We start from the raw sequence: 22,512 nt of genomic DNA on the forward strand, positions 1-22,512 counted from the left end.
CCCCCGCCCGCCGCTCGGCAGCGTGTCCAAGGCGGTGTCCGAGGCCCCGAGTAGGCTGGGGCCCGATCGGTCCGCCCCGCGCACGCGGGCGGCGGACCCGGCCCCCGCGCCCACGGAACCCGCACCCCACTCCCCAGGAGCCTCCCACCCATGTCCCTGACCGGTCTGCTCACCGCGCTCGCCGAGGACCGCGGCTTCGCGAACATCCGCACCCAGGCGGGGCGCCCGCTCGCGGAGCGCTCGGCGGAGACCATCATCAGCGCCACGGACGGGCTGCGCGCCCCCGTGCTCGCGCAGATCGCCGCGGGTCTCGCGGACGGCGCCGGTGCGGCGTCGCCCGCCGGGGACGGCGCGGACGACGCCGCCGGGCCCGTCCTGCTGGCCGTCACCGCCACGGGCCGTGAGGCCGAGGAGCTGGTGGCCGGGCTGGCCGCATACCTCCCGGCGGAGCAGATCGCGAACTTCCCCTCCTGGGAGACCCTGCCCCACGAGCGGCTGTCACCGCGCTCCGACACCGTGGGGCAGCGGCTGAGCGTGCTGCGCCGGCTGGAGCACGGGGACCCGTCCGAGCAGCCGCTGCGCGTGGTCGTGGCTCCCGTGCGCTCCGTGCTGCAGCCCGTGGTGGCGGGACTCGGGCAGATGGAGCCGGTGGTCCTGCGGACGGGGGAGGACTACGACTTCCAGGGCCTCGTGGCGGACCTCGCGGGCGCCGCGTACTCGCGCGTGGACATGGTCACCCGCCGCGGGGAGTTCGCCGTGCGCGGCGGGATCATCGACGTCTTCCCGCCCACGGCGGAGCACCCCGTGCGTGCCGAGTTCTTCGGGGACGAGCTGGACGGGATGCGGTGGTTCGCGGTGGCGGACCAGCGCACCCTCACCACCGCCGAGCACCCCTCGGTGGTCGTGGCCCCGCCGTGCCGCGAGCTGCTCATCACGCCGTCCGTGCAGTCCCGGGCCGCCAAGCTCAAGGACCAGCTGCCCGGGGGACGGGAGATGCTCGAGCGCATTGCTGGGGGCCAGTACGTGGAGGGCATGGAGTCCCTGGCCCCGCTGCTCGCGGACGAGATGGTCCAGGTGGTGTCCCTGCTGCCGGAGGGCTCCATGACCGTGGTGCTGGAGCCCGAGAAGGTCCGGGCCCGCGCCCACGACCTCGTGGCCACCAACGAGGAGTTCCTCATGGCCGCGTGGGACTCCGCCTCCGGCGGCAGCGACGCGCCCCTGGACCTGGACGCCGCCCTGGACGCGGACGACGGCGCCTCACGCACCCTCGCCGCGGGCTCCTTCCACACCGTGGCGGATGTGCGGGAGCTCGCACTGGAGCGCTCCGTGGGCTGGTGGTCCGTCACCGGGCTGAACGTCAATGCCGTGACCGCCTCCCAGGTGGACGCCGAGACCTCCGACGAGGAGGTCCGCCTCGCGGACACGGACGCGGACACCCTCACGGTGACCGCGCGCGAACCCACCCGGTTCTCCGGGGACGTCCCCGCCGTGCTGGCCTTCCTGGGGGAGCGGGCGCGCGAGGACTGGCGGATCGTGCTGGTCACGGACGGGCCCGGGCCGCTGCAGCGGCTCACGGAGCTGCTGCAGGGCGCCGAGGTCCCCGCGTCCCGGTTCGAGACGATCACCGAGGTGCCGCAGCCCGGTCTGGTGGAGCTGACCACCGCGCGCGCCGGCCGCGGCTTCGTGCTGGAGGCCACCCGCACCGCGCTGCTCACGGAGGCGGACGTGCTGGGCCGCTCCACCACCTACGACACCCGCGCGGAGCGCAAGCTTCCGCAGCGGCGCAAGCGCAACCAGGTGGACCCCCTGTCCCTGCAGAAGGGCGACTACGTGGTCCACGAGCAGCACGGCATCGGACAGTTCGTGGAGCTCGTGCAGCGGCCCATCGCCGGGGCCATGATCCGCCCGGGCCAGCCCAAGCCCGTGCGCGAGTACCTCGTGCTGGAGTACGCGCCCTCCAAGCGCAACGGGCCCCGGGACCGGCTGTTCGTGCCCACGGACCAGCTCGACCAGGTGAGCTCGTACGTGGGCGGGGAGGCGCCGTCGCTGTCCAAGATGGGCGGTGCGGACTGGAACAAGACCAAGCGCAGCGCCAAGAAGGCCGTCAAGGAGATCGCCAACGAGCTGATCCGGCTGTACTCCGCCCGCATGGCGTCCAAGGGCCACGCCTTCGGCCCGGACACCCCGTGGCAGCGGGAGCTGGAGCAGGCGTTCCCGTACATCGAGACCCCGGACCAGCTCACCACCATCGACGAGGTCAAGGCGGACATGGAGCGGCCCATCCCCATGGACCGGCTGATCTCCGGGGACGTGGGCTACGGCAAGACCGAGGTGGCGGTGCGCGCCGCGTTCAAGGCCGTGCAGGACGGCAAGCAAGTGGCGGTGCTCGTGCCCACCACCCTGCTCGCGCAGCAGCACACGGAGACCTTCGCGGAGCGCTTCTCCGGCTTCCCCGTGCGCCTGGCCACGCTCTCCCGCTTCCAGAGCGCCAAGGAGTCCAAGGCCACCATGGAGGGGCTGCGCACGGGCGCGGTGGACGTGGTGATCGGCACCCACCGGCTGCTCGGCAAGGAGATGCAGTTCAAGAACCTGGGTCTGGTGATCATCGACGAGGAGCAGCGCTTCGGCGTGGAGCACAAGGAGAAGCTCAAGGCCATGCGCACGGACGTGGACGTGCTGGCCATGTCCGCCACCCCGATCCCGCGCACCCTGGAGATGTCCATGACGGGCATCCGGGAGACCTCCACGCTGGCCACCCCGCCGGAGGAGCGCCACCCCGTGCTCACCTACGTGGGGCCCTACACGGACAAGCAGGTCTCCGCCGCCGTGCGCCGCGAGCTCATGCGCGAGGGCCAGGTGTTCTTCATCCACAACCGGGTCTCCACCATCGAGGCCCGCGCCAAGGAGCTCGCGCAGCTCGTCCCTGAGGCGCGGATCGCCGTGGCCCACGGGCAGATGGGCGAGTCCCGGCTGGAGCAGATCATCGTGGACTTCTGGGAGCGCAAGTTCGACGTGCTGATCTGCACCACCATCGTGGAGACCGGCCTGGACATCGCGAACGCCAACACGCTGATCGTGGACCACGCGGACCGCTACGGGCTCTCCCAGCTGCACCAGCTGCGCGGGCGCGTGGGCCGCGGGCGGGAGCGCGCGTACGCGTACTTCTTGTACCCCGCGGAGAAGCCGCTCAGCGAGACCGCCCTGGAGCGGCTCAAGGCCGTGGCCGCGCACAACGAGCTGGGCTCCGGCATGCAGCTGGCCATGAAGGACCTCGAGATCCGCGGCGCGGGCAACCTGCTGGGCGGTGAGCAGTCCGGGCACATCGCCGGGGTGGGCTTCGACATGTACCTGCGCCTGGTGGGGGAGGCCGTGGCCGAGTACCGCGGGGACCAGGAGACCGGCCCGGCGGAGATGAAGATCGAGCTGCCGGTCAACGCCCACCTGCCCCACGACTACGTCCCCGGCGAGCGGCTGCGCCTGGAGGCCTACCGCACCATCGCGAACGCCGCCACGGAGGAGGCCGTCGCGGAGGCCGGGGAGGAGCTCACGGACCGCTACGGCCCCATGCCCACCCCGGTGCAGAACCTGCTGGACGTGGCGCGGCTGCGGATCCGGGCGCGCGCGGCCGGGCTCACGGACGTGGCCACGCAGGGGAACATGATCCGCTTCGCACCCGCCGAGCTCACCGAGTCCCGCGAGATGCGCCTGACGCGCATGTACCCGGGGGCGCAGCTGCGGCCGGTGCCGGGCACGGACGTCCGCATGGCCCTGGTGCCCAAGCCCAAGACGGCGCGCATCGGCGGCAAGGACCTCGTGGACGGGGACATCCTCGCCTGGACCCGCGAGGTGCTGGACGCGGTCTTCCCTGTCCCGGAGACCGCCGGTGCGGCCGGGGCGGGCGCCGCCCCGGCCACAACGGGCGACGCCGCCGCGCGGGGCTGAGCGGTCCGGGCACCCCGGTCACGGGAGGTCCGCCCCGAACGGGGGTCACCCCGGCGGGCGGGTCTCCCCGGTGCGGTGCCCATCCGGTTCCGGCGCGCGCCCGCCTCGGCATGGGGCCCTGCCCGGCGCGGGCCCCGTCCCGGTCCCGGGGCGTGCGTCGATTGTGGGCCACCATGTGCCCGTAGGATGAACAATCATGGGACACCTCCTCGTGACCGGCGGCGCCGGGTTCATCGGCGCCAACTTCGTGCACCACGTCCTGGCGCACACGGAGCACACCGTCACGGTGCTGGACGCCCTCACCTACGCGGGCAACCGCGCCAATCTGGCTGAGGCGGACCCGGTCCGCTGTGAACTGGTGGTAGGGGACGTGGCGGACGCGGGCGTTGTCGGCGACCTCATGGGTGCGGCGGACGCCGTGGTGCACTTCGCCGCTGAGTCCCACAACGACAACTCCCTGCGGGACCCCGAGCCGTTCCTGCGCACCAACGTGGTGGGCACCTACACGCTTCTGGAGGCTGCACGGCGCCACGGGACCCGGTTCCACCACGTGTCCACGGACGAGGTCTTCGGGGACCTGGCCCTGGACGATCCCCAGCGCTTCACGGCGGAGACCCCCTACCGGCCGTCCAGTCCGTACTCGGCCACCAAGGCGGCGTCGGACCACCTGGTGCGCGCCTGGGCGCGTTCGTTCGGGCTGGAGGTGACGCTGTCCAACTGCTCGAACAACTACGGCCCGTTCCAGCACGTGGAGAAGTTCATCCCGCGCCAGATCACCAACGTGCTCACGGGGCAGCGGCCCCGGCTGTACGGCGCGGGGGCGAACGTGCGGGACTGGATCCACGTGGCGGACCACTCGGCCGCGGTGATGCGCATCCTGGAGGCCGGGGAGCCCGGGCGCACGTACCTGGTGGGCGCGGATGGGGAGCGGGACAACCTCACCGTGCTGCGGGAGATCCTGCGGCTCATGGGCGAGCCCGAGGACGCCTTCGACCACGTGACGGACCGTGCCGGGCACGACCGCCGCTACGCGATCGACGGCTCCCGCACCCGCGCGGAGCTCGGCTGGCAGCCGCAATTCACGGACTTCACCGCCGGTCTGGCGGACACGATCACCTGGTACACCGAGCACCGCGACTGGTGGGAACCGGTCAAGGCCGCCACCGAGGCGGCCTACGAGAGGACGGGACAGTGAGCGCTCAGGACGTCACCGTGCGGACCACCGCGATCGACGGGCTGCTGCTGGTGGACCTGCCGGTCCACGGGGACGCCCGCGGGTGGTTCAAGGAGAACTGGCAGCGTGCCAAGGCCGTGGCCGCGGGTCTGCCGGATGTCTCCTTCGTGCAGAACAACATCTCGTTCAACGGCTCCCGCGGCACCACGCGCGGGATCCACGCCGAGCCGTGGGACAAGTACGTCTCCGTGGCCACCGGCCGGATCTTCGGGGCCTGGGTGGACCTGCGGGAGGGGCCGGGCTTCGGCACCGTGGTCACACACGAGGTCACGCCCGGCACCGCGGTGTTCGTGCCGCGCGGCGTGGGCAACGCCTTCCAGACGCTGGAGGACGCCACCGCCTACACCTACCTGGTCACGGACCACTGGTCCGCGGACGCCGTGGCGGAGTACTCCTTCGTGAACCTCGGGGCCCCGCAGCTGGGCATCGAGTGGCCCGTTCCGCTCACTCAGGCCGAGCTCTCCGCCAAGGACCGTGCGCACCCCGCGCTCGCCGACGTCGCCCCGCTGGCCCCCGCGCCGGTCCTCGTGCTGGGTGCCCACGGCCAGGTGGGCCTCGCGCTGACCGCCCTGCTCTCGAAGCGGGGCGTGCCGTTCACCGCGTGGACGCGCACGGAGCTGGACCTCGCGGACCCGGCCTCCTGGCCCGGGGAGATCCGTTCGGGGGATGCCCTGCGCCGCTACCGCGCGGTGGTCAACGCGGCCGCCTTCACGGCTGTCGACGACGCCGAGACCCCCAGGGGTCGCGCCACCGCGTGGGCCGCGAACGCCACCGGGGTGGGAGCGCTCGCCGCGGCCTGCGCCCGTGCCGGGACCACCCTGGTCCACTACTCCACCGACTACGTGTTCGACGGCGCCCTGCCGCTCGGCTCCTGCTACGCCCCGGGGGATCCCGTGGCGCCGCTGTCCGTGTACGGGCAGTCGAAGGCCGCCGGGGAGACCGCGGTGCGGGCGTGCCCCCGGCACTACCTGCTGCGCACCAGCTGGGTGGTCGGCCAGGGGAAGAACTTCGTGGCGACCATGGCGAAGCTGGCCGCTCGAGACATGGACCCGCGGGTGGTGGACGACCAGCACGGGAGACTCACCGCAGCCTCGGACCTCGCGGCGGGAGCGCTGCACCTGATCGACTCCGGCGCCCCGTACGGGACCTACCAGCTCACGGGCTCGGGAGAGCCGTGCACGTGGGCGGACGTGGCCCGATGGGTCTTCGAGGACCTCGGCTACGACCCGGACCGGGTCGCCCCGGTGAGCACCGACGAGTACGGGGGAGGACAGGACTGGGGTGCGCCGCGGCCGGTGAACAGCGTGCTGGACATCTCCGCGGTCCTGGATGCGGGATTCACCCCGCGGGACAGTCGCACAGTGGCCCGCGAGGCGGTCGCGGTGCTCGAGGGGCCACGCCCCACTGGCGCTTCGGGGGAAGAGCCGAAGTAGTTCCCGGACGAGAAAATCTTTGCGAGGGGTCTGCGGTCGTTGGTCGTCCAGGCAAGAGCCACTGATGGAGTGTGCGCAAAAGCTCCGGGTGTAAGGCCGCCCCACCTCGGTACGAAAATGCCGCAACATGGCATCTCGGAGTGATGCATATCATCGATTTTCATGTTTTCGAGGCAGGTGGGGGCTACTCTCGGGTCACTGCTATTTCCATTGATGGGAGGCTCCCCATGTTCGAGCAGCCGGGACGACCGCGCGCCTGGAGAACGACCCGCTGGCCGGACATGACTCCGCCGTCTGCACCGAAGGCTGAGATTCGTACGGGGATGAAGCCTTCATTCCGCGACCATTCCTGAGGGATCAAAATTGAAATCCTTAAATATTGTTTTTCTTGCAGCCCTCATAATTTTCTCCGTATTCGTTATTGTGCGAAATACTATTGCTCTGAAGAAGGGTGGGCTGCCAAAAGAGCATCAGAAGAACGGTGGAAAATTTATGGGGTTAAATTCTCTGAAATATCAGATAGGAATTTGTGCTGTTATTGTGATCGGCGCACCATTCATGATCTACTTCAACTTGCATGTCGTTTCCTGAACTTGCCGTAAAGCACGGCATTTGTAGGAAATGCATGCTAAATGCGCGGGATCATAACTTTGGCTGCACAGGTGCAAACTCTGGTGGCGGGAATTGATCAATCCAGAACGTCAGGGGGATAGAAGACGCACCCCTTGGGAGACGCAACGACGGAGCAAAGAGATGTGTTCCCCGCGATGTTGTTGCTGACGCTGAGTGCGGCGAACAAGGCCCCTCCCTTACCGAGGCAAGGAGAACTAAAAGAGATGGAATCAAAAAAACCGCCGAAACTTGTCTTCATCTTCCCCCTGGTGGCTGCGTTCGCCCTTGGGCTTGTCCTGGGCGGAGGAGCCACGCCCACCTGGGTCCAGCTATCAGTTCCGGCGCTGTTCATCATCGGCGTCACCCCGGCGCTGGTGCATATTTACCGGAGTTCAAAGAACTAGATGTGCGGCTCATGAGCAGGCCGCCGTCGCGTACGGGAATGTGAGGGCGACCCCCTGCGGCTTGCATATAAGAACCATGTTTCGGCGTGAGATGAGAATCCAGGCCATTACCCGTCGGCCAGATGCGCGAGAGCCCCGCCCGTCACGGGGACGGAGCGGGGCTCTTCGAGGAGTGGGGTGCGGGTCAGACGGCGCGGTCCTGCTTCTGCTCGCCCGAGCCCACGGCGCGCTGCGCCATCTGGGAGGCGTCACGCGGCAGGTCCAGGGTGGTCTCCGTGCCACCGGTGGAGTGCGTGGCGGTGCTGCCGTTGAGGAACAGGGTGGGGACCATCAGGGCCAGACCGTAGGCCAGGATGCCGAGGAAGATCCACAACCAGTTCTCGGGGTAGGAGCTGAACAGCCAGAGGCTCACCAGGATGGTGATCAGACCGCCGCCGAAGAGGATGGCGTTCTGCACGACCTGGCCCTCGCCCGAGTACTGGGGCATCCGGCGGCCGTGCGACTGGTGCGCGCTGCGGCTGGTGTGCTCGCCCCGCGCGGCGTGGCTGCCGTCCTCCGCGGTGTGTCCGGCGGAGTGCTGACGGCTCGCGTGCGTCTCGGCTTCTGCTCTTCTGACCATGAGTTCACCCTTTCAGACCGCCGTGGCGGGCCCAGTACTGTCGTGGTGCCAGTCTAGTGGGTTGCACCGGCACTTGGTGACATTCCGTCGTCGGACCGTCGTGCGGCCCGCGCGACGGACCCGGTGCAGGTGCGGTTCACAGGCGGGCCACGATCTCCGCGAGCAGCCGGGAGATGCGCGGGCCGGCGGCGCGGCCGGCCTCCAGCACCTCCTGGTGGGAGAGGGGCTCCCCGCCGATCCCGGCCGCGAGGTTGGTCACCAGGGACATCCCCAGGACCTCCAGCCCCGCGTGCCGCGCGGCGATCGCCTCCAGTGCGGTGGACATGCCCACGAGGTCCGCCCCCAGCACCCTGGCCATCCGCACCTCGGCGGGGGTCTCGTAGTGGGGACCGGGGAACTGGGCGTAGACGCCCTCGTCCAGGGAGGGGTCCACCGCGCGTGCCACGTCCCGCAGCCGCTGGGAGTAGAGGTCCGTGAGGTCCACGAACGTGGCGCCCTCCAGGGGGGAGCGGGCGGTGAGGTTGAGGTGGTCGCCGATCAGCACCGGGGTGCCGGGGCCCCACTCCGGGTTCAGTCCGCCGCAGCCGTTGGTGAGGATCATGGTCCGTGCCCCGGCCGCCGCGGCGGTGCGCACCCCGTGGGCAACCGCCCGCACACCCTTGCCCTCGTAGAAGTGGGTGCGCGCCCCGATCACCAGGGCGTGGGTGCCGTCCGCGAGCCGCAGGGAGCGCAGCGTGCCGCCGTGGCCCTCCAGAGCGGGACGGGAGAACCCGGGGATCTCCTGGGCGGGGACCTCGGCCACGGTCTCGCCGAGCAGGTCCGCGGCCCCGCCCCAGCCGGAGCCCAGTGTCAGGGCGATCCGGTGCTCCGCCACCCCGGTGCGCTCGCGCAGGGTGTCCGCGGCGCGGCGGGCCGTCTCGAAGGGGTCCGTGGTCTCTGCCGTGGTGGTCATGGCCCCACTGTAGGACAGCTCGCGCGAGCGCTGCGTGTGGGTGCGCCCGGCTAAGCTGGGCCGCATGGCTGACATGACTGTGCAGAGGGAATTCGCGGACCAGAAGCTCGTGATCATCGGCGGCGGCCCCGGTGGCTACGAGGCCGCTCTCGTGGCGGCGTCGCTCGGGGCGGACGTCACCGTGGTGGAGGAGCAGGGCATGGGCGGGTCCGCCGTGCTCACGGACGTGGTCCCGTCCAAGACGCTCATCGCCTCCGCGGACACCATGAACCGCTTCGCGTCCGCCCACGACCTGGGCGTGCACGTGGGTGACGACCTCGACGCCACCGAGGAGCTGAACAACCTCCGCGTGGACCTGGACACCGTCAACGTGCGGCTGCTGCGCCTGGCCGCCACACAGTCCCGGGACATCAAGCGCGGCCTGGAGCGCGTGGGTGTCCGCGTGGTGCCGGGCCGGGGGCGGCTGGTGGACCGCCACACGGTGGTCGTGGAGCCCTCCGACGACGAGCCCTACGAGCTCGCGGCGGACGTGGTGCTCCTGGCCGTGGGCGCGCACCCGCGCGAGCTGGAGACCGCCAAGCCGGACGGTGAGCGGATCTTCAACTGGAAGCAGATCTACCAGCTCACCGAGATCCCCGAGAAGCTGATCGTGGTGGGCTCCGGCGTCACCGGCGCGGAGTTCGCCTCCGCGTACAACGGCCTGGGCTCGGACGTCACCCTGATCTCCTCGCGCGACCAGGTGCTGCCGGGCTCGGACTCGGACGCGGCCCGGGTGCTGGAGAACGTGTTCGAGCGCCGCGGCCTGCGGGTGCTCTCCCGCTCCCGCGCGGACGCCGTGGAGAACACCGGCGACGGCGTGCGCGTCACCCTCTCGGACGGCCGCAAGATCCGCGGCTCGCACTGCCTGCTGGCCGTGGGCTCCATCCCCAACACCGCGGACATGGGTCTCGAGGAGGCCGGTGTGGCCATGAGCGAGAGCGGCCACATCCGCGTGGACACCGTCTCGCGCACCACCGCGCCCGGCATCTACGCCGCCGGTGACTGCACGGGCGTGCTCCCGCTGGCGTCCGTGGCCGCCATGCAGGGCCGCATCGCCGTGGCCCACATCCTGGGTGACACCGTGCACCCGCTGCGCACGGACGAGGTGGCCTCGAACATCTTCACCTCCCCGGAGATCGCCTCCGTGGGCATCAGCCAGGCGGACGTGGAGGCGGACCCCACCATGTTCACCGGGATGACCATGGACCTCTCCACCAACCCCCGCGCCAAGATGATGGCCGTGGAGGACGGCTTCGTGAAGATCTTCGCCCGCCGCGGCAGCGGCACCGTGATGGGCGGCGTGGTGGTGGGCCCGCGGGCCTCCGAGCTGATCTTCCCGATCGCGCTCGCGGTCACCCACCGCCTGGGCGTGGACGACCTCTCGGACACCTTCGCCGTGTACCCCTCCCTCTCCGGCACCATCGCGGAGGCCGCGCGCCGGCTGCACGTGCACCGCTGACCGGCGGGCGCCCCGGCCTGCGGGCCGCGGGCACGACGACGCCGCGGTGACCCTCCGCACGGGAGGTCACCGCGGCGTCGTCGTGCGCGGGCGGGACCGGCTCAGTCCGCGAGCGGGCGGGAGCCCACGGTGTGCATGTCCACGTGGCGGGTCTCGGGGGAGAACCACAGGGCCACGAGCGTGATGACGGCGGCGAAGGACAGGTACAGGCCCACCGAGCCCACGCCGAAGCTCGCATTGAGTTTCACGGCGATGAACGGGGTGATGGCCGCGCCCAGGATGGACGCCACGTTGTAGGCGATCCCGGAGCCGGTGTAGCGCACGTTGGTGGGGAACAGCTCGGGCAGGATCGCGGACATCGAGCCGAAGGTCAGGCCCATGAGCGTCATGCCCACGGTGAGGAAGACCAGCACCCGGACCAGGGAGGCGCTCTCACCCGTGCCCACGAGCGCGGGGTCCATGATGAGGCCGAATGCGAGACCGAAGACCAGGATCGCCGCGGTGATCACCAGTTGCGAGGAGCGGCGCCCGAAGCGGTCCGCGAGCCACCCGGAGACCGGGACCATGGCGGCGAACAGCAGGACGGCGAGCAGCTGCAGCACCAGGAACGTGCGGTACTGGATGCCCAGACCGCCGGCGGCGGGCTTGCCGATGCCGTAGGAGAGCACCCACGCGGTCATCAGGTAGAAGAGCACGTAGGTGGCCAGCATGATGAACGTGCCCTGGACGATCTGCACCCACGAGGTTTTGAACACGGCGAGCACCGGTGCCTGGACCTTCTCGCCGCGCTGCTCGGCCTGCTTGAAGACCGGGGTCTCCTCGAGCTTCACGCGCACCCACAGGCCCAGGAGCACGATCACCACGGAGGCCAGGAACGGGATCCGCCAGCCCCACACCAGGAAGGGGTGGTCTGTGCCGAGGCCCTGGCCCGCGGTGCCGAACTGCATGAGCACCGTGAGCAGCAGGAAGAAGCCGTTGGCCAGGATGAACCCGAACGGGGCACCCAGCTGCGGCCACATGGCCGCGCGTGCCCGCTTGCCCTCCTCCGCGTACTCGGTGGCCAGCAGGGACGCCCCGGACCACTCGCCGCCCAGGCCCACGCCCTGGCAGAAGCGCAGGAGGGTGAGGACCAGCGGAGCCCAGATTCCGATCTGGTAGTACGTGGGGAGCACGCCGATCAGGAACGTGGCGATGCCCATGGTGAGCAGGGCGCCGATCAGGGTGGCCTTGCGCCCGATCCGGTCACCGTAGTGGCCGAAGATCACGGAGCCGATGGGCCGGCCGAAGAACGCCGCGGCGAACGTGGCCATGGAGGCCAGCAGCTTGGCGGTGTCGTCGTTGCCCGTGAAGAACAGGGCGGGGAACACGGCCACGGCAGCGGTGGCGTAGACGTAGAAGTCGTAGAACTCGATCGTCGTGCCCACCAGGGATGCCAGAATCACCCGGCTCCGGGGGACGCGGGGGACTGCCGCGGGCGGAGCGGCTTCCGCGGCGGATGCGGGCGTGGACATGGTGCACCTCACAGGACGACGGATAAGAGAACTTCTCAACGATAGGAGGGGTCTGACCACATGGTGAACTTCCCGTCTCATTTCGTGAGACACCGTGACGCCCCGAGAACGGGGCGCCCACGGCACGGCAGAGGCCCCGGAGCCTTCCGACCGGGGTCGGTGCTCCGGGGCCTCTGGGCGCCCTGCGGTGTCCTCAGCGTCTACGGCGTCCGCGGTGAGGGGAGTGGGGGCGAGGGCTCAGGAGGTGATGCTCGCCAGCACGGTGCCCGCGGAGACGGTGTCCCCCTCGGAGACGTCCAGGCCCTGCAGGACACCGGACTTGTGGGCGGTCAGGGGCTGCTCCATCTTCATGGCCTCGAGCACGACGACCAGGTCGCCCTCGGAGACGTGGTCCCCGTTCGCGGCGGCGATCTTCACGATGGTGCCCTGCATGGGAGAGGTCAGGGAGTCCCCGGAGGCGCCGCGTGCCGCGGAGCCGCCGCGCGCGGAGCGCTGCTTGCGGGGCTTGGTGGCCGCGGCGGCCGGACGGGCCGCCCCCGCGAGCTGGGGCAGCACCACCTCGAGGCGCTTGCCGCCCACCTCCACCACCACGCTCTGCCGCTCGGGCTCGTCCCCGGCGGGCTCGGGGGCGGCGGAGAACGGTTCGATCCGGTTGTCGAACTCGGTCTCGATCCACCGGGTGTGCACGGTGAACGGGGTGTCGTCCGGGGTGGCGAACGCGGGGTCCGAGACCACGGCGCGGTGGAACGGGACCACGGTGGGCATGCCCTCGACGGTCATCTCCTGCAGGGCCCGGCGGGAGCGCTCCAGGGCCTGCGTGCGGGTGGCTCCGGTGACCACGAGCTTGGCCAGCATGGAGTCGAAGCTGCCGCCCACGGTCTCGCCGGCCTCCACGCCGGAGTCCACGCGCACGCCGGGGCCCGAGGGCATGGTGAACGTGGTGAGGGTTCCGGGGGAGGGCATGAAGTTGCGCCCGGCGTCCTCGCCGTTGATGCGGAACTCGAAGCTGTGGCCGTGGATCTGCGGGTCGTCGTAGCCCAGGGCCTCGCCGCGGGCGATGCGGAACTGCTCGCGGACCAGGTCCAGGCCGGAGACCTCCTCCGAGACGGGGTGCTCCACCTGCAGCCGGGTGTTGACCTCCAGGAAGGAGATGGTGCCGTCCTGGCCCACCAGGAACTCGCACGTGCCGGCGCCCTGGTACGCGGCCTCTCGCAGGATCGCCTTGGAGGACTCGTACAGCCGGTGGTTCTGCTCCTCGGTGAGGAACGGCGCGGGGGCCTCCTCCACGAGCTTCTGGTTGCGCCGCTGCAGGGAGCAGTCCCGCGTGGAGACCACCACCACGTTGCCGAAGCGGTCCGCGAGGCACTGGGTCTCCACGTGGCGGGGCGCATCCAGGAAGCGCTCCACGAAGCACTCGCCGCGACCGAACGCCGCGGTGGCCTCGCGCACGGCGGACTCGTAGAGCTCCGGGATGGCCTCGCGCTCGCGCACCACCTTGATGCCGCGCCCGCCGCCGCCGAACGCCGCCTTGATGGCGATGGGCAGCCCGTACTGGTCCGCGAAGTCCAGGACCTCCTGTGCGGAGCTCACCGGGTCCGCGGTGCCGGGGACCTGGGGTGCGTCCACGCGTTCCGCGATGTGGCGGGCCGCCACCTTGTCACCGAGCTGGGCGATGGCCGCGGGCGGGGGACCGATCCAGGTGAGCCCGGCGGCGATCACGGCCGCGGCGAACTCCGCGTTCTCGGACAGGAAGCCGTAGCCGGGGTGCACGGAGTCCGCGCCGGAGCGGCGGGCGGCGTCGAGCACCTTGTCGATGCGCAGGTAGGAGTCCGCGGCGGTGGTCCCGCCCAGGGAGTAGGCCTCGTCCGCCATGCGCACGTGCAGGGCGTCCCGGTCCGGGTCCGCGTACACGGCCACGGACGCGATGCCCTCGTCCCGTGCGGCGCGGATCACGCGCACAGCGATCTCCCCCCGGTTGGCCACCAGGACCTTGGTGACGGGACGGGGTGCGGCGGTGTCTGACTGCACTGGGGTGGTGGTCACGTAAGAACTCCTTGTCGACTCTCTGCCGAAAGGTTAGTGCCCCGCCCGGGTGAACGCCTAAGCCGGGCGCCCCGCGGCGGGTGTGGCTGTGGGAGTCCTACAAATCCTCGGGACCGCCGTGTGCGGTGGCCTCCCACCAGGAGGTCAGGCCCACCCCGGCGGCGCCCAGCAGCTCCCGCAGGGCGGAGAGGCTGAGGCCGATCACCGTGCTGGGCTCCCCGGTCACACCGCGGACGAACACCGCGCCGTGGCCATCGAGGGTGAACGAGCCGGCAACCTCCAGGGGCTCCCCGGTGGCCACGTAGTCGCGGATCTCGGTGGCGGTCATGGGTGCGAAGTGGACGTCCGCGGAGCGCAGCACACCCTGCCCGGTGGCGGGTTCCCGGCGTGCGTCCACGAGCCAGTGGCCGGTGTGCAGCGTGCCCGTGCGCCCGCTCATGGCCGTGAGGCGCTCCACCGCCACCGCGGGATCGTGCGGCTTGCCCAGGGCCTCCCCGTCCAGCTCGAAGACGGAGTCGCAGCCCACCACGAGCCGCCCCGCGCTGCCGGGCAGCTGCGCCACGGCCTCCGCCTTGGCACGGGCCAGGACCAGCGCGGTGTCCCGCGGGGACAGGGGCCCCTGGGCGGCCACCAGGGCGTCCTCGTCCACGTGGGAGACCACGGTGTCGAACGGGATGCCGGCCGAGCGCAGGAGGCCCGCCCGTGCGGGGGACCGGGACGCGAGTATCAGGGGAGGTTCCACGCCCCTCACTCTAGGCGCTCACGTCCTGCCCGGCCCGGGGCGCAGCACCCCCAGGCCCAGCAGGTGGGCGGCGCACTCGCGGGTCAGCCGCTCGGCGTCCGGGACCGGCCCGCACAGCGCCACCAGCGCCCGGGTGAGCTCGCGCGGCGATCGGGCGCCGCGCTCGCGGCACACCCCCCACAGCGCGGGGGCGATCCCCGCCAGCACCACGAGGCTCTCGGGCAGCAGCAGGAGGAGCTGGGAGGGGTCCTCGGGGTTCTCCAGTGCCTGCACCCACGGCCCGGGCACCAGGGTGTCCGGCAGCTCGTCGGGGCGCACGTGGACCGGGGGCACGAAGGGCTCGGCGTGCTCCGCGGGCGTCGGTTCCCAGTGGGTCCACGTGCCGGTGCGCACCGTGGGGACCGCGGGGGCCGCCGCGAGGTCCACGAGCCGCGCGGCGACGTCGTCGATCTCGCGGTAGCGCACCGCCCGCACCCCGCCGCACGCGTCCACCACGCGCACCAGCGTGCGCAGCGGGTCCGGCAGGGAGGGCAGTGCGGAGAGGTTCGGGACGAGCGCGGCCAGGGCCTCGACCAGGGGCAGCGGCTCGGTGACGTGCGGGACGGTGGTGGCGGGCGAGCGCTCCAGGGTGAGCAGCGCATGCATGCGGGGCCGTTGCGTGACGGGCAGCAGGCCCAGCTCGTCCGGACCCACCTGCGCCTTGGGCTCACCGGGGCGCGTCACCACGGACAGCGGCTTGGGGTACGGCGCGATCGCGAGGCTCTGCGGGTCCACGCACACCGTCTCGTCGCTGACGTACTCCAGCTCCCGGCCCAGCCGGGTCGCGGCGGTGGTCTTCCCGGTGCCCGACGCCGCCACGAGCACCACCGTGGCGCCCGTGGCCGGGTGTGCCAGGCCGGCCGCGTGGAACATCAGTGCCTCGCCCCGGTGCCGCTCGATGCCCCGCAGGGTCACGGAGGTGGTGAGGGCGTCGAGGGCCGCGCGGGCGGCGGTGGTGAGCCCCTCGGAACCGTGCGACGCAGGGAGGCCCGGGAGCGCCAGGCAGCGGGACCACGCACGGCGCACGAGCCGCTCGTGGGGGTGCAGGACCTCCGGCAGCGCCACCGTCACGGGGGCGGCCATCACGGTGAGGGGCAGGGAGGGCGAGTGCGAGGAGAAGGCGACGTGGGGGGCTGTGTGCACACCTGCATTCAACCCCATGCACCTGCCCGATGCGGCTGGGACTGGTCGTGGCGGCAACTGCCCGGGAGTGGGGGCGTCCCACGGTCGAGGGGAAACCATGTCTGACAAGGGGACAGATCCACTATCCTGCATGAAGATTGCTACAGTGGCACGAGCAGTCCGTGGGTCCAGGAGGTGATCGGGTGAGCCTTCGAGAGGCCGCGCACGACTGGAGCTCCCGCCACACCGTCCTCGCCGCCGCACTCGGCTGCGACGCCGGTTCCCGCCCGCACCGCCCCTGGTGGGTCACCTACCGCCGGTTCGCCCTGCTGTGCGACTTGCTCGCGGTGGGTCTCGCCATGGCTCTGGCCAACATCCTGCGGTTCACCCACGCCGCCTCCACCACCGTGGTGGGCGTCACCTGGCTCACATATCCCGCCATCTCCGCCCTGATCGCCGCCTGCTGGGTGCTCGCGCTGGGCATGCGCCGGGCGTACTCCCGCCACCTGCTGGGCTTCGGGGACGAGGAGTACCGCGCGATCGCCCACGCCACCTTCGTCCTCTTCGGCGGCCTGTCCATGGTGGCGGTGCTCCTGCGCGTGGACGTGGCCCGCGGGTTCCTGGCCATCGCCCTGCCCCTGGGGCTGCTGCTGCTCGTCCTCGGGCGGTGGGGGATGCGCCAGGTCCTGGTGCGCCGCCGCCGCTCGGGCGCCATGCTGGAGGACTCGCTGCTGATCGGCTCCCGCGAGGCCGTGACGTGGACCGCCGAGCACATCCGCGGTGTCCCCGCGGCCGGCTACCGGGTGCGCGCGGTGGTCTGTCCCGAGCCCGGTGCCCCCGAGACCCTCGTGCTCGGGGACGGCACGTCCCTGCCGAACCTGCGCGACCGGGACCGGATCCCGGAGCTGCTGGAGCGCACGGGCATGCGCAGCGTGATCGTGGCCGACGACGTCCACACCGACCGCGCGTTCCTGCGCCACCTCTCGTGGCAGCTCGAGGACTCGGACGTGCACCTGGTGCTCACCAGCCGCCTCACGGACGTGGCGGGTCCGCGCATCCACTGGCGTCCCGTGGAGGGGCTGCCCCTGATGACCGTGGACACCCCGCGGTTCACCGGCGCCAAGTACGCGCTCAAGCGCGCCTTCGACCTGGTGGTGGCGGTGCTCGGAGTGGTCCTCTCCCTCCCGCTCCTCGTGCTCGCGGGCCTGGCCGTGAAGCTCCAGGACGGCGGGCCCGTGCTCTACCGGCAGGAGCGCGTGGGGATCGACGGGCGCGTGTTCACCATGTACAAGCTGCGCTCCATGCGGGAGGGGGCCGCCGCGGAACAGGCGCGGCTGCACCCCGCGAACCAGGGCGCCGGTCCGCTGTTCAAGCTGCACGACGACCCCCGCGTCACCCCCGTGGGACGGGTGCTGCGCACGTGGTCCGTGGACGAGATGCCGCAGCTGTTCAACGTGCTGCGCGGAGACATGGCCGTGGTGGGTCCGCGCCCGCAGCTGGCGAGCGAGGTGGCGCAGCTGCCCGAGCACATGCTGCGCCGGCTGAAGGTCAAGCCCGGCATCACGGGCCCGTGGCAGGTGGGTGGCCGTTCCTCCCTCTCCGCGGAGGAGAGCGCCCGCCTGGACCTGTCCTACGTGGAGAACTGGTCCCTGGTGGGGGACGCCATCATCGTGCTCAAGACGGCCAAGGCGGTCCTCACGCGCAACGGGGCGTACTGAGTGCCGGGCGCAGCACCGGCCGCGGGTGCTCCCACGCCGTGCCCCCGCGCGGTCACCGGCTCCTCACCGTGCGCCCAGCAGGCCCACGACCTCCGCGACGCCGTGCTCCAGGCGGGCGACGGTCTCCCGCGCGGCGGCGAGACCGCGCCGGTAGGGGTCCGGGACGTCGTCGTCCGCGGTGGCCGGCTCCTGTGCCAGCAGCAGGTGCTCGAGGCCCGCCACGTGGCGCGGCGCCCTCCCGCTCAGCCGGTGCGCGCGCCCGAACACCAGGATCTTCCGCGCGTCCCGCGGGAACTCGTCCAGCAGCCAGGCGCGCTGCTCCCGGGCCATGCACAGCACGAGGTCCGCGGGGGCGAGCACCTCCCGGTCCACCTGGCGGGCGGCGTGGCCGCTCGGATCGTGGCCGTGCTCCGCGAGGGCCCGGGCCACGTCCTCCGCGATCGGGCGGCCCGTGAGCGCCCCGATCCCCGCGCTGGACACGGACCAGTCCGAGCGGGGCGAGAGCCGGGACCGGGCAATCACCTCCGCGGCGGGGGAACGGGCCACGTTGCCGTGGCAGACGAAGAGCAGGTGAGGCATGGCTGACAGTGTAGGGCGGACGGTGGGGACTCCCCGAGGCCGGTCGGCGGAAGGGGCGGCGCTGGGATCGTGGCGCGCGACCGCCGCGGAGCTGACCCGGGCGCTCGGTCTGCTGGGCAGGCCCTACAGGGCGTGGATGGTGGGTGCAGTGCTGGGTTCGCTGGGCATCGCCGCCCTGGACATGCTGGGGGTCGCGGCCACCCTGCCCCTCATGCGGCTCGTGACCGGCGCGGGCACCGACACCGGCGTGCCCGCGGTCCTGGGGCAGTGGCTGCACACGCGGGACACCGCGGTGCTCATCGTGGCCATGGCCGCGGTCATCTGCTGCGCCTTCCTGGTGAAGTCCCTGCTCACCGTAGGCTTCCGCTGGTGGCTGCTGGGGCACTCCACCGCCATGGGCGCGGAGGCGGGGGCCGAGCTCTTCCGCCGGTACATGGCCTCCTCCTACGCGGACCACCGGCGGCGACGCCTCAGTGAGGTCCACAGGGCCCTGTCCTCCGCCGTCCCCCAGACGTTCAACCAGCTCATCATGGGACTGCTGACCCTGGTCCCGGACCTGCTGACCCTGGTGGCCGTGAGCATCGTGCTGTTCGTGTCCTCCCCGTGGGCGGCCGTGCTCGCCGTGGTCTTCTTCGGCTCCGTGTCCCTGGCCACGCAACGGGTGCTGCGGCCCGCCCAGCGGCGGATCGCGCTGGACACCGCCGCGAGCGACCTCGCCGCGTGGGACGCCCTCATGCCGGGGGTCAACGGGTTCCGTGAGTCCCGCCTCACGGGGACCGCCCAGCGCTTCGTCACGGCCTACGCCCAGGCGCGGGCCGAGAACGCGCGGGCCAGCCGCCGCATGGCTCTCGTCTCGGAGCTGCCCAAGTACGTGCTGGAGATCGCTCTCGTGGTGGGGGTCGCCCTGGTTGCGGCCCTGCTCTTCGCGCTCATGGAACCGGAACCCGCGCTCAGCGTCCTGGGCGTCTTCGCGGTGGCCGCGGTGCGCATGATCCCCGTGCTCAACCGGGCCCTGGCCACCACCGCGGCCATCCGCGCCGGGGCCGTGGGCCTGGAGATCCTGGGAGAGCAGCTGGCGGACCTCGCCGCCGGTGACGAGCACCGCCCGCAGCGTGGCGGGGGCCCGCCATTCGCGGGCGACATCGAGCTGCGGGACGTCGCCTTCGCCTACCCGGACGCCCCCCGGCCCGTGCTGGACGGGGTCTCCACCCGCATCCGGGCCGGGACCACGGTGGCCTTCGTGGGCGGCTCCGGGGCCGGGAAGTCCACGCTGCTGGACCTTGTGCTGGGGCTGCTGCGGCCCACCCGGGGAGCCGTCACGTGCGGAGGCCGGGACATCCTGGAGGACGTGGGCCAGTGGCACTCCCAGATCGGGGTGGTGCCCCAGGACGTCTTCCTCATGGACGCCACGGTGCGCGCGAACATCGCCTACGGTCTCGAGGACCACCAGGTCGACGACGCCGCCCTCGCACGCGCCGTCGAGCGCGCGGACCTCGCGGCGATCGTCGCCGAGCTGCCGGAGGGCCTCGAGACCAGGCTGGGGGAGCGCGGGGTGCGGCTCTCCGGGGGCCAGCGCCAGCGCGTGGGCATCGCCCGTGCGCTCTACCGGGACCCGGACGTGCTGGTGCTGGACGAGGCCACCTCCGCCCTGGACAACGTCACGGAGGACAGGATCACCCGCACCATCGACTCGCTGCGCGGGGACATGACCATCCTGGTGGTGGCCCACAGGCTCTCGACCGTCAAGCACGCGGACCGGCTGATGTTCATGGCGGACGGGCGGATCGTCAGCGAGGGCTCCTTCACGGACCTGCTGCGCGAGAGCGGCGAGTTCGCGCGGCTGGTGGAGCTGGGGAGGCTCGCGTGACGCGGGACCGCGCGTCCAGGGTGGTGATGATCGCCGACGCCCTGCCGGAACGCTGCCCGCGCCACGCCGGGGGTCTGCTGCTGCGGGAGGTCGTGACCTCCCTGGACCCTGCCGCGCACCTCACCGTGGTGGTGCCGCACGGCGCATCGCTGCGAACCCAGGACGCCCACCCGCGCATCGACGAACTGATCGTGGTGGAGCCAGCTCCGGGCTGGCGCGAGACACCGTGGCAGCGACGCCACCACACCTACCTCCGCACGGGCCGGGCCGAGCCCTGGTTCGTGACCCGCCTGACGGCGTCGTCGGCGGTGGAGCGGGCGGTCGCGGCGGCGGACGTGGTGGACCTGCAGTGGCAGGAGCAGGCCGTGTTCGTGCCGTGGGTCCGGCGGGTGAACCCCGGGGCGCGGGTGTGCGTCACCCTGCACGACGTCCTCTCCCAGGTGGCGCAGCGGCTGGGGGACGCGGTCACGGGCACGACCCCCGCAGCGCTCGCGCTGCGGGCCCGCTGGGCGTGGGCGGGTCACTGCGCGCGGCGCACCGAGACCGTGCTCACCGGCGCGGCACCCGGGGAGGGCACACCGGACGCGGTGGCGGTGCTCTCCACGAAGGATGCGCGCCTGCTGCCAGCCGGCCCCGTGCCGGTGGTGGTGCTCACCCCGCCGCTGGGGCGCCGCCACGCGGACGTGCGGCGCGCCCCGGCCACAACCCCGCCGGAGCTGCTCATGGTGGCCCTGCTGTCCCGCGAGCCGAACAGGGACGCGCTGCTGTGGTTCGCCACCCGCGTGCTCCCCCTGGTGCGGCGCCACCACCCGGACCTGCGGCTGCGGGTGGCCGGGGCCGGCGCAGACCCCGGACTGGTGACGGCGGCGCGGGAGCACGGGGTGCAGCTGCTGGGCTTCGTCCCGGACCTGGACCCGCTCTATGCCGCAGCCGCCGCCGTGGTGGTGCCGCTGCGGCTCGGCGCCGGCCTGAAGTTCAAGACCGTGGAGGCGCTCTCCGCCGGGGTGCCCGTGGTCACCACCCCCGTGGGGGCCGAGGGCGTGGGCCTGCGGGAGTGGTTCGCCGGGGTCGCCGAGGACCCGGAGGACTTCGCCCGCGCGGTCCTCGACGTGCTGGCAGACCGGCCCGCGGCGGAGCGCCGGGCGGCGTCGGCCCGGACGGAGGTGGTCGCGGCCTACGGCGAGCGGCAGTTCCGACGCGCGTTGGGAGAGCTCCTCGGCCCCGCGGTCAACGACCCCGCCGAGGAACCGGGCGGCGCGGAGTCCGTGCCCGAGGTGAGCGTGGTGGTCCCGGCGTACGACGCCGCCGCGACGCTCGGAGTGCAGCTGGACACCCTGGCCCACCAGGTGGCCGCCCCGCCGTTCGAGGTGCTGGTGGTGGACAACCGCTCCACGGACGCCACGGCGGAAGTGGCACGGCGGTGGGAGTCCGCGTTCCCGTGCGGGCTGCGGGTGGTTCCCGCCCACACCCGGCAGGGGGTGAGCCACGCGCGCAACCGTGGCTGCCACGCGGCCCGCGCCGAGCGCATCCTCATCTGCGACGCGGACGACCGCGTGCAGGAGAACTGGGTGGCGGAGCTCGCCGCCGCGCTCGAGCACGCCCCGGTGGTCGGCTCGGACGCGGTGCCCGTGACGGACGGCCGGTGCGGGCCGCGGGAGTCCGGGCTGCGCACGGTGTTCGGCACGGTGGACTACGTGCTGTGCGGAGCGCTGGGAGTCCAGCGCCGCGTGTGGGCCGAGGTCGGAGGCTTCGACGAGTCGTTCCCCGCGGGCCACGAGGACGTGGACTTCTGCCGCCGGGTCACGGCCCGGGGACACCGGCTGCACGCCGTGCACACCACCGCGATCCTGTACACCCAGCGCGGTGACCACCGCGGCCGGGCCCGGCAGGCGTTCCGGTACGCGCAGGGCCAGATGCTGCTGTGGACCCGCCTGGCGGACACGGGGACCCGCCACCCGGTGTCCTTCACGGGATCCGTCCGGGAGGCCCTGGCACTCACGGCCCGTGCCTGGCGGGTGCCGCGGCGGGACCGGGCCCACGCGCTCGGCTGGGCGTGGGGGATCGTGGCCGGGCACGTGCGCTACCGGGTGCTGGGCCGACCTCCCGCTCCCCGGCTCTGGCCCGGCACCCGATAGGATGAAATGTCATCGGTCCCGCCCGTGCCCCCATGGGCGGAACCGCCCCCTCCCCACCCTGA

The 22,512-nt window shown here is 72.2% G+C and carries 15 protein-coding genes; 8 read left to right on the forward strand and 7 right to left on the reverse strand.

From position 1 onward, the window contains the following. Positions 1 to 150 precede the first annotated feature (150 nt). The 4 genes from mfd to Q4A22_RS08975 all read left to right on the forward strand — a co-directional run bounded on the left by mfd (position 151) and on the right by Q4A22_RS08975 (position 7,625). On the forward strand, positions 151 to 3,942 hold the full coding sequence (mfd, locus tag Q4A22_RS08960; RefSeq protein ID WP_303178728.1) for a transcription-repair coupling factor: 3,792 nt from the start codon (positions 151 to 153) through the stop codon (positions 3,940 to 3,942). Positions 3,943 to 4,138: 196 nt separating this feature from the next. Further along, entirely contained in the window at positions 4,139 to 5,137 is a 999-nt protein-coding gene (rfbB, locus tag Q4A22_RS08965) for a dTDP-glucose 4,6-dehydratase (RefSeq protein ID WP_303178730.1), read from the forward strand. After that, complete coding sequence (locus Q4A22_RS08970) at positions 5,134 to 6,609, forward strand: sugar nucleotide-binding protein (protein WP_303178732.1); 1,476 nt, start codon at positions 5,134 to 5,136, stop codon at positions 6,607 to 6,609. The genes rfbB and Q4A22_RS08970 overlap by 4 nt, the downstream gene beginning before the upstream one ends. Positions 6,610 to 7,445: 836 nt before the next feature. Further along, positions 7,446 to 7,625 carry a hypothetical protein gene (locus Q4A22_RS08975; protein ID WP_303178735.1) on the forward strand — a complete coding sequence of 60 codons (180 nt, stop codon included), beginning with the start codon at positions 7,446 to 7,448 and terminating at the stop codon, positions 7,623 to 7,625. Between the two features lie 184 nt (positions 7,626 to 7,809). Here Q4A22_RS08975 and Q4A22_RS08980 read toward each other — a convergent pair whose 3' ends face one another. Beyond that, positions 7,810 to 8,244 carry a hypothetical protein gene (locus tag Q4A22_RS08980; protein WP_303178737.1) on the reverse strand — a complete coding sequence of 145 codons (435 nt, stop codon included), beginning with the start codon at positions 8,242 to 8,244 and terminating at the stop codon, positions 7,810 to 7,812. A 136-nt stretch (positions 8,245 to 8,380) separates the two neighbouring features. Next, a complete protein-coding gene (locus tag Q4A22_RS08985) occupies positions 8,381 to 9,196 on the reverse strand; it encodes a purine-nucleoside phosphorylase (RefSeq protein WP_303178740.1) in 816 nt (271 codons plus the stop codon). 73 nt (positions 9,197 to 9,269) lie between these two features. On the opposite strand from Q4A22_RS08985, the gene Q4A22_RS08990 reads away from it, so the two are divergent. Further along, positions 9,270 to 10,694: an NAD(P)H-quinone dehydrogenase gene (locus Q4A22_RS08990; protein ID WP_303178798.1), complete on the forward strand. Its 1,425-nt coding sequence runs from the start codon at positions 9,270 to 9,272 to the stop codon at positions 10,692 to 10,694. A gap of 101 nt (positions 10,695 to 10,795) precedes the next feature. Here Q4A22_RS08990 and Q4A22_RS08995 read toward each other — a convergent pair whose 3' ends face one another. From Q4A22_RS08995 to Q4A22_RS09010, 4 genes are all read right to left on the reverse strand, one after another. After that, a complete protein-coding gene (locus Q4A22_RS08995; RefSeq protein WP_303178743.1) occupies positions 10,796 to 12,205 on the reverse strand; it encodes an MFS transporter in 1,410 nt (469 codons plus the stop codon). 237 nt (positions 12,206 to 12,442) lie between these two features. Next, positions 12,443 to 14,248 carry a biotin carboxylase N-terminal domain-containing protein gene (locus Q4A22_RS09000; RefSeq protein WP_303178745.1) on the reverse strand — a complete coding sequence of 602 codons (1,806 nt, stop codon included), beginning with the start codon at positions 14,246 to 14,248 and terminating at the stop codon, positions 12,443 to 12,445. A 97-nt stretch (positions 14,249 to 14,345) separates the two neighbouring features. Further along, positions 14,346 to 14,990 (reverse strand): nucleoside triphosphate pyrophosphatase, encoded by a 645-nt coding sequence (locus tag Q4A22_RS09005; protein WP_303178748.1) that lies wholly within the window; start codon positions 14,988 to 14,990, stop codon positions 14,346 to 14,348. 18 nt (positions 14,991 to 15,008) lie between these two features. Beyond that, a complete protein-coding gene (locus Q4A22_RS09010; protein ID WP_303178751.1) occupies positions 15,009 to 16,172 on the reverse strand; it encodes a hypothetical protein in 1,164 nt (387 codons plus the stop codon). 182 nt (positions 16,173 to 16,354) lie between these two features. On the opposite strand from Q4A22_RS09010, the gene Q4A22_RS09015 reads away from it, so the two are divergent. Further along, positions 16,355 to 17,869, forward strand: coding sequence for a sugar transferase (locus Q4A22_RS09015; protein WP_303178753.1), 1,515 nt, complete (start codon positions 16,355 to 16,357; stop codon positions 17,867 to 17,869). Positions 17,870 to 17,932: 63 nt separating this feature from the next. On the opposite strand, the gene Q4A22_RS09020 is transcribed toward Q4A22_RS09015, so the two are convergent. Further along, positions 17,933 to 18,448: a hypothetical protein gene (locus tag Q4A22_RS09020; RefSeq protein ID WP_303178755.1), complete on the reverse strand. Its 516-nt coding sequence runs from the start codon at positions 18,446 to 18,448 to the stop codon at positions 17,933 to 17,935. Here Q4A22_RS09020 and Q4A22_RS09025 point away from each other — a divergent pair. Both Q4A22_RS09025 and Q4A22_RS09030 read left to right on the forward strand, forming a co-directional pair. Beyond that, entirely contained in the window at positions 18,447 to 20,315 is a 1,869-nt protein-coding gene (locus Q4A22_RS09025; RefSeq protein WP_303178757.1) for an ABC transporter ATP-binding protein, read from the forward strand. The two genes, Q4A22_RS09020 and Q4A22_RS09025, sit on opposite strands and share 2 nt — an antisense overlap. After that, entirely contained in the window at positions 20,312 to 22,450 is a 2,139-nt protein-coding gene (locus Q4A22_RS09030) for a glycosyltransferase (RefSeq protein ID WP_303178759.1), read from the forward strand. The genes Q4A22_RS09025 and Q4A22_RS09030 overlap by 4 nt, the downstream gene beginning before the upstream one ends. The last annotated feature ends 62 nt before the right edge of the window (positions 22,451 to 22,512 follow it).

The sequence above is a fragment of the Kocuria sp. genome (assembly GCF_030530945.1).
In the GTDB taxonomy this organism is placed as follows: domain Bacteria; phylum Actinomycetota; class Actinomycetes; order Actinomycetales; family Micrococcaceae; genus Kocuria.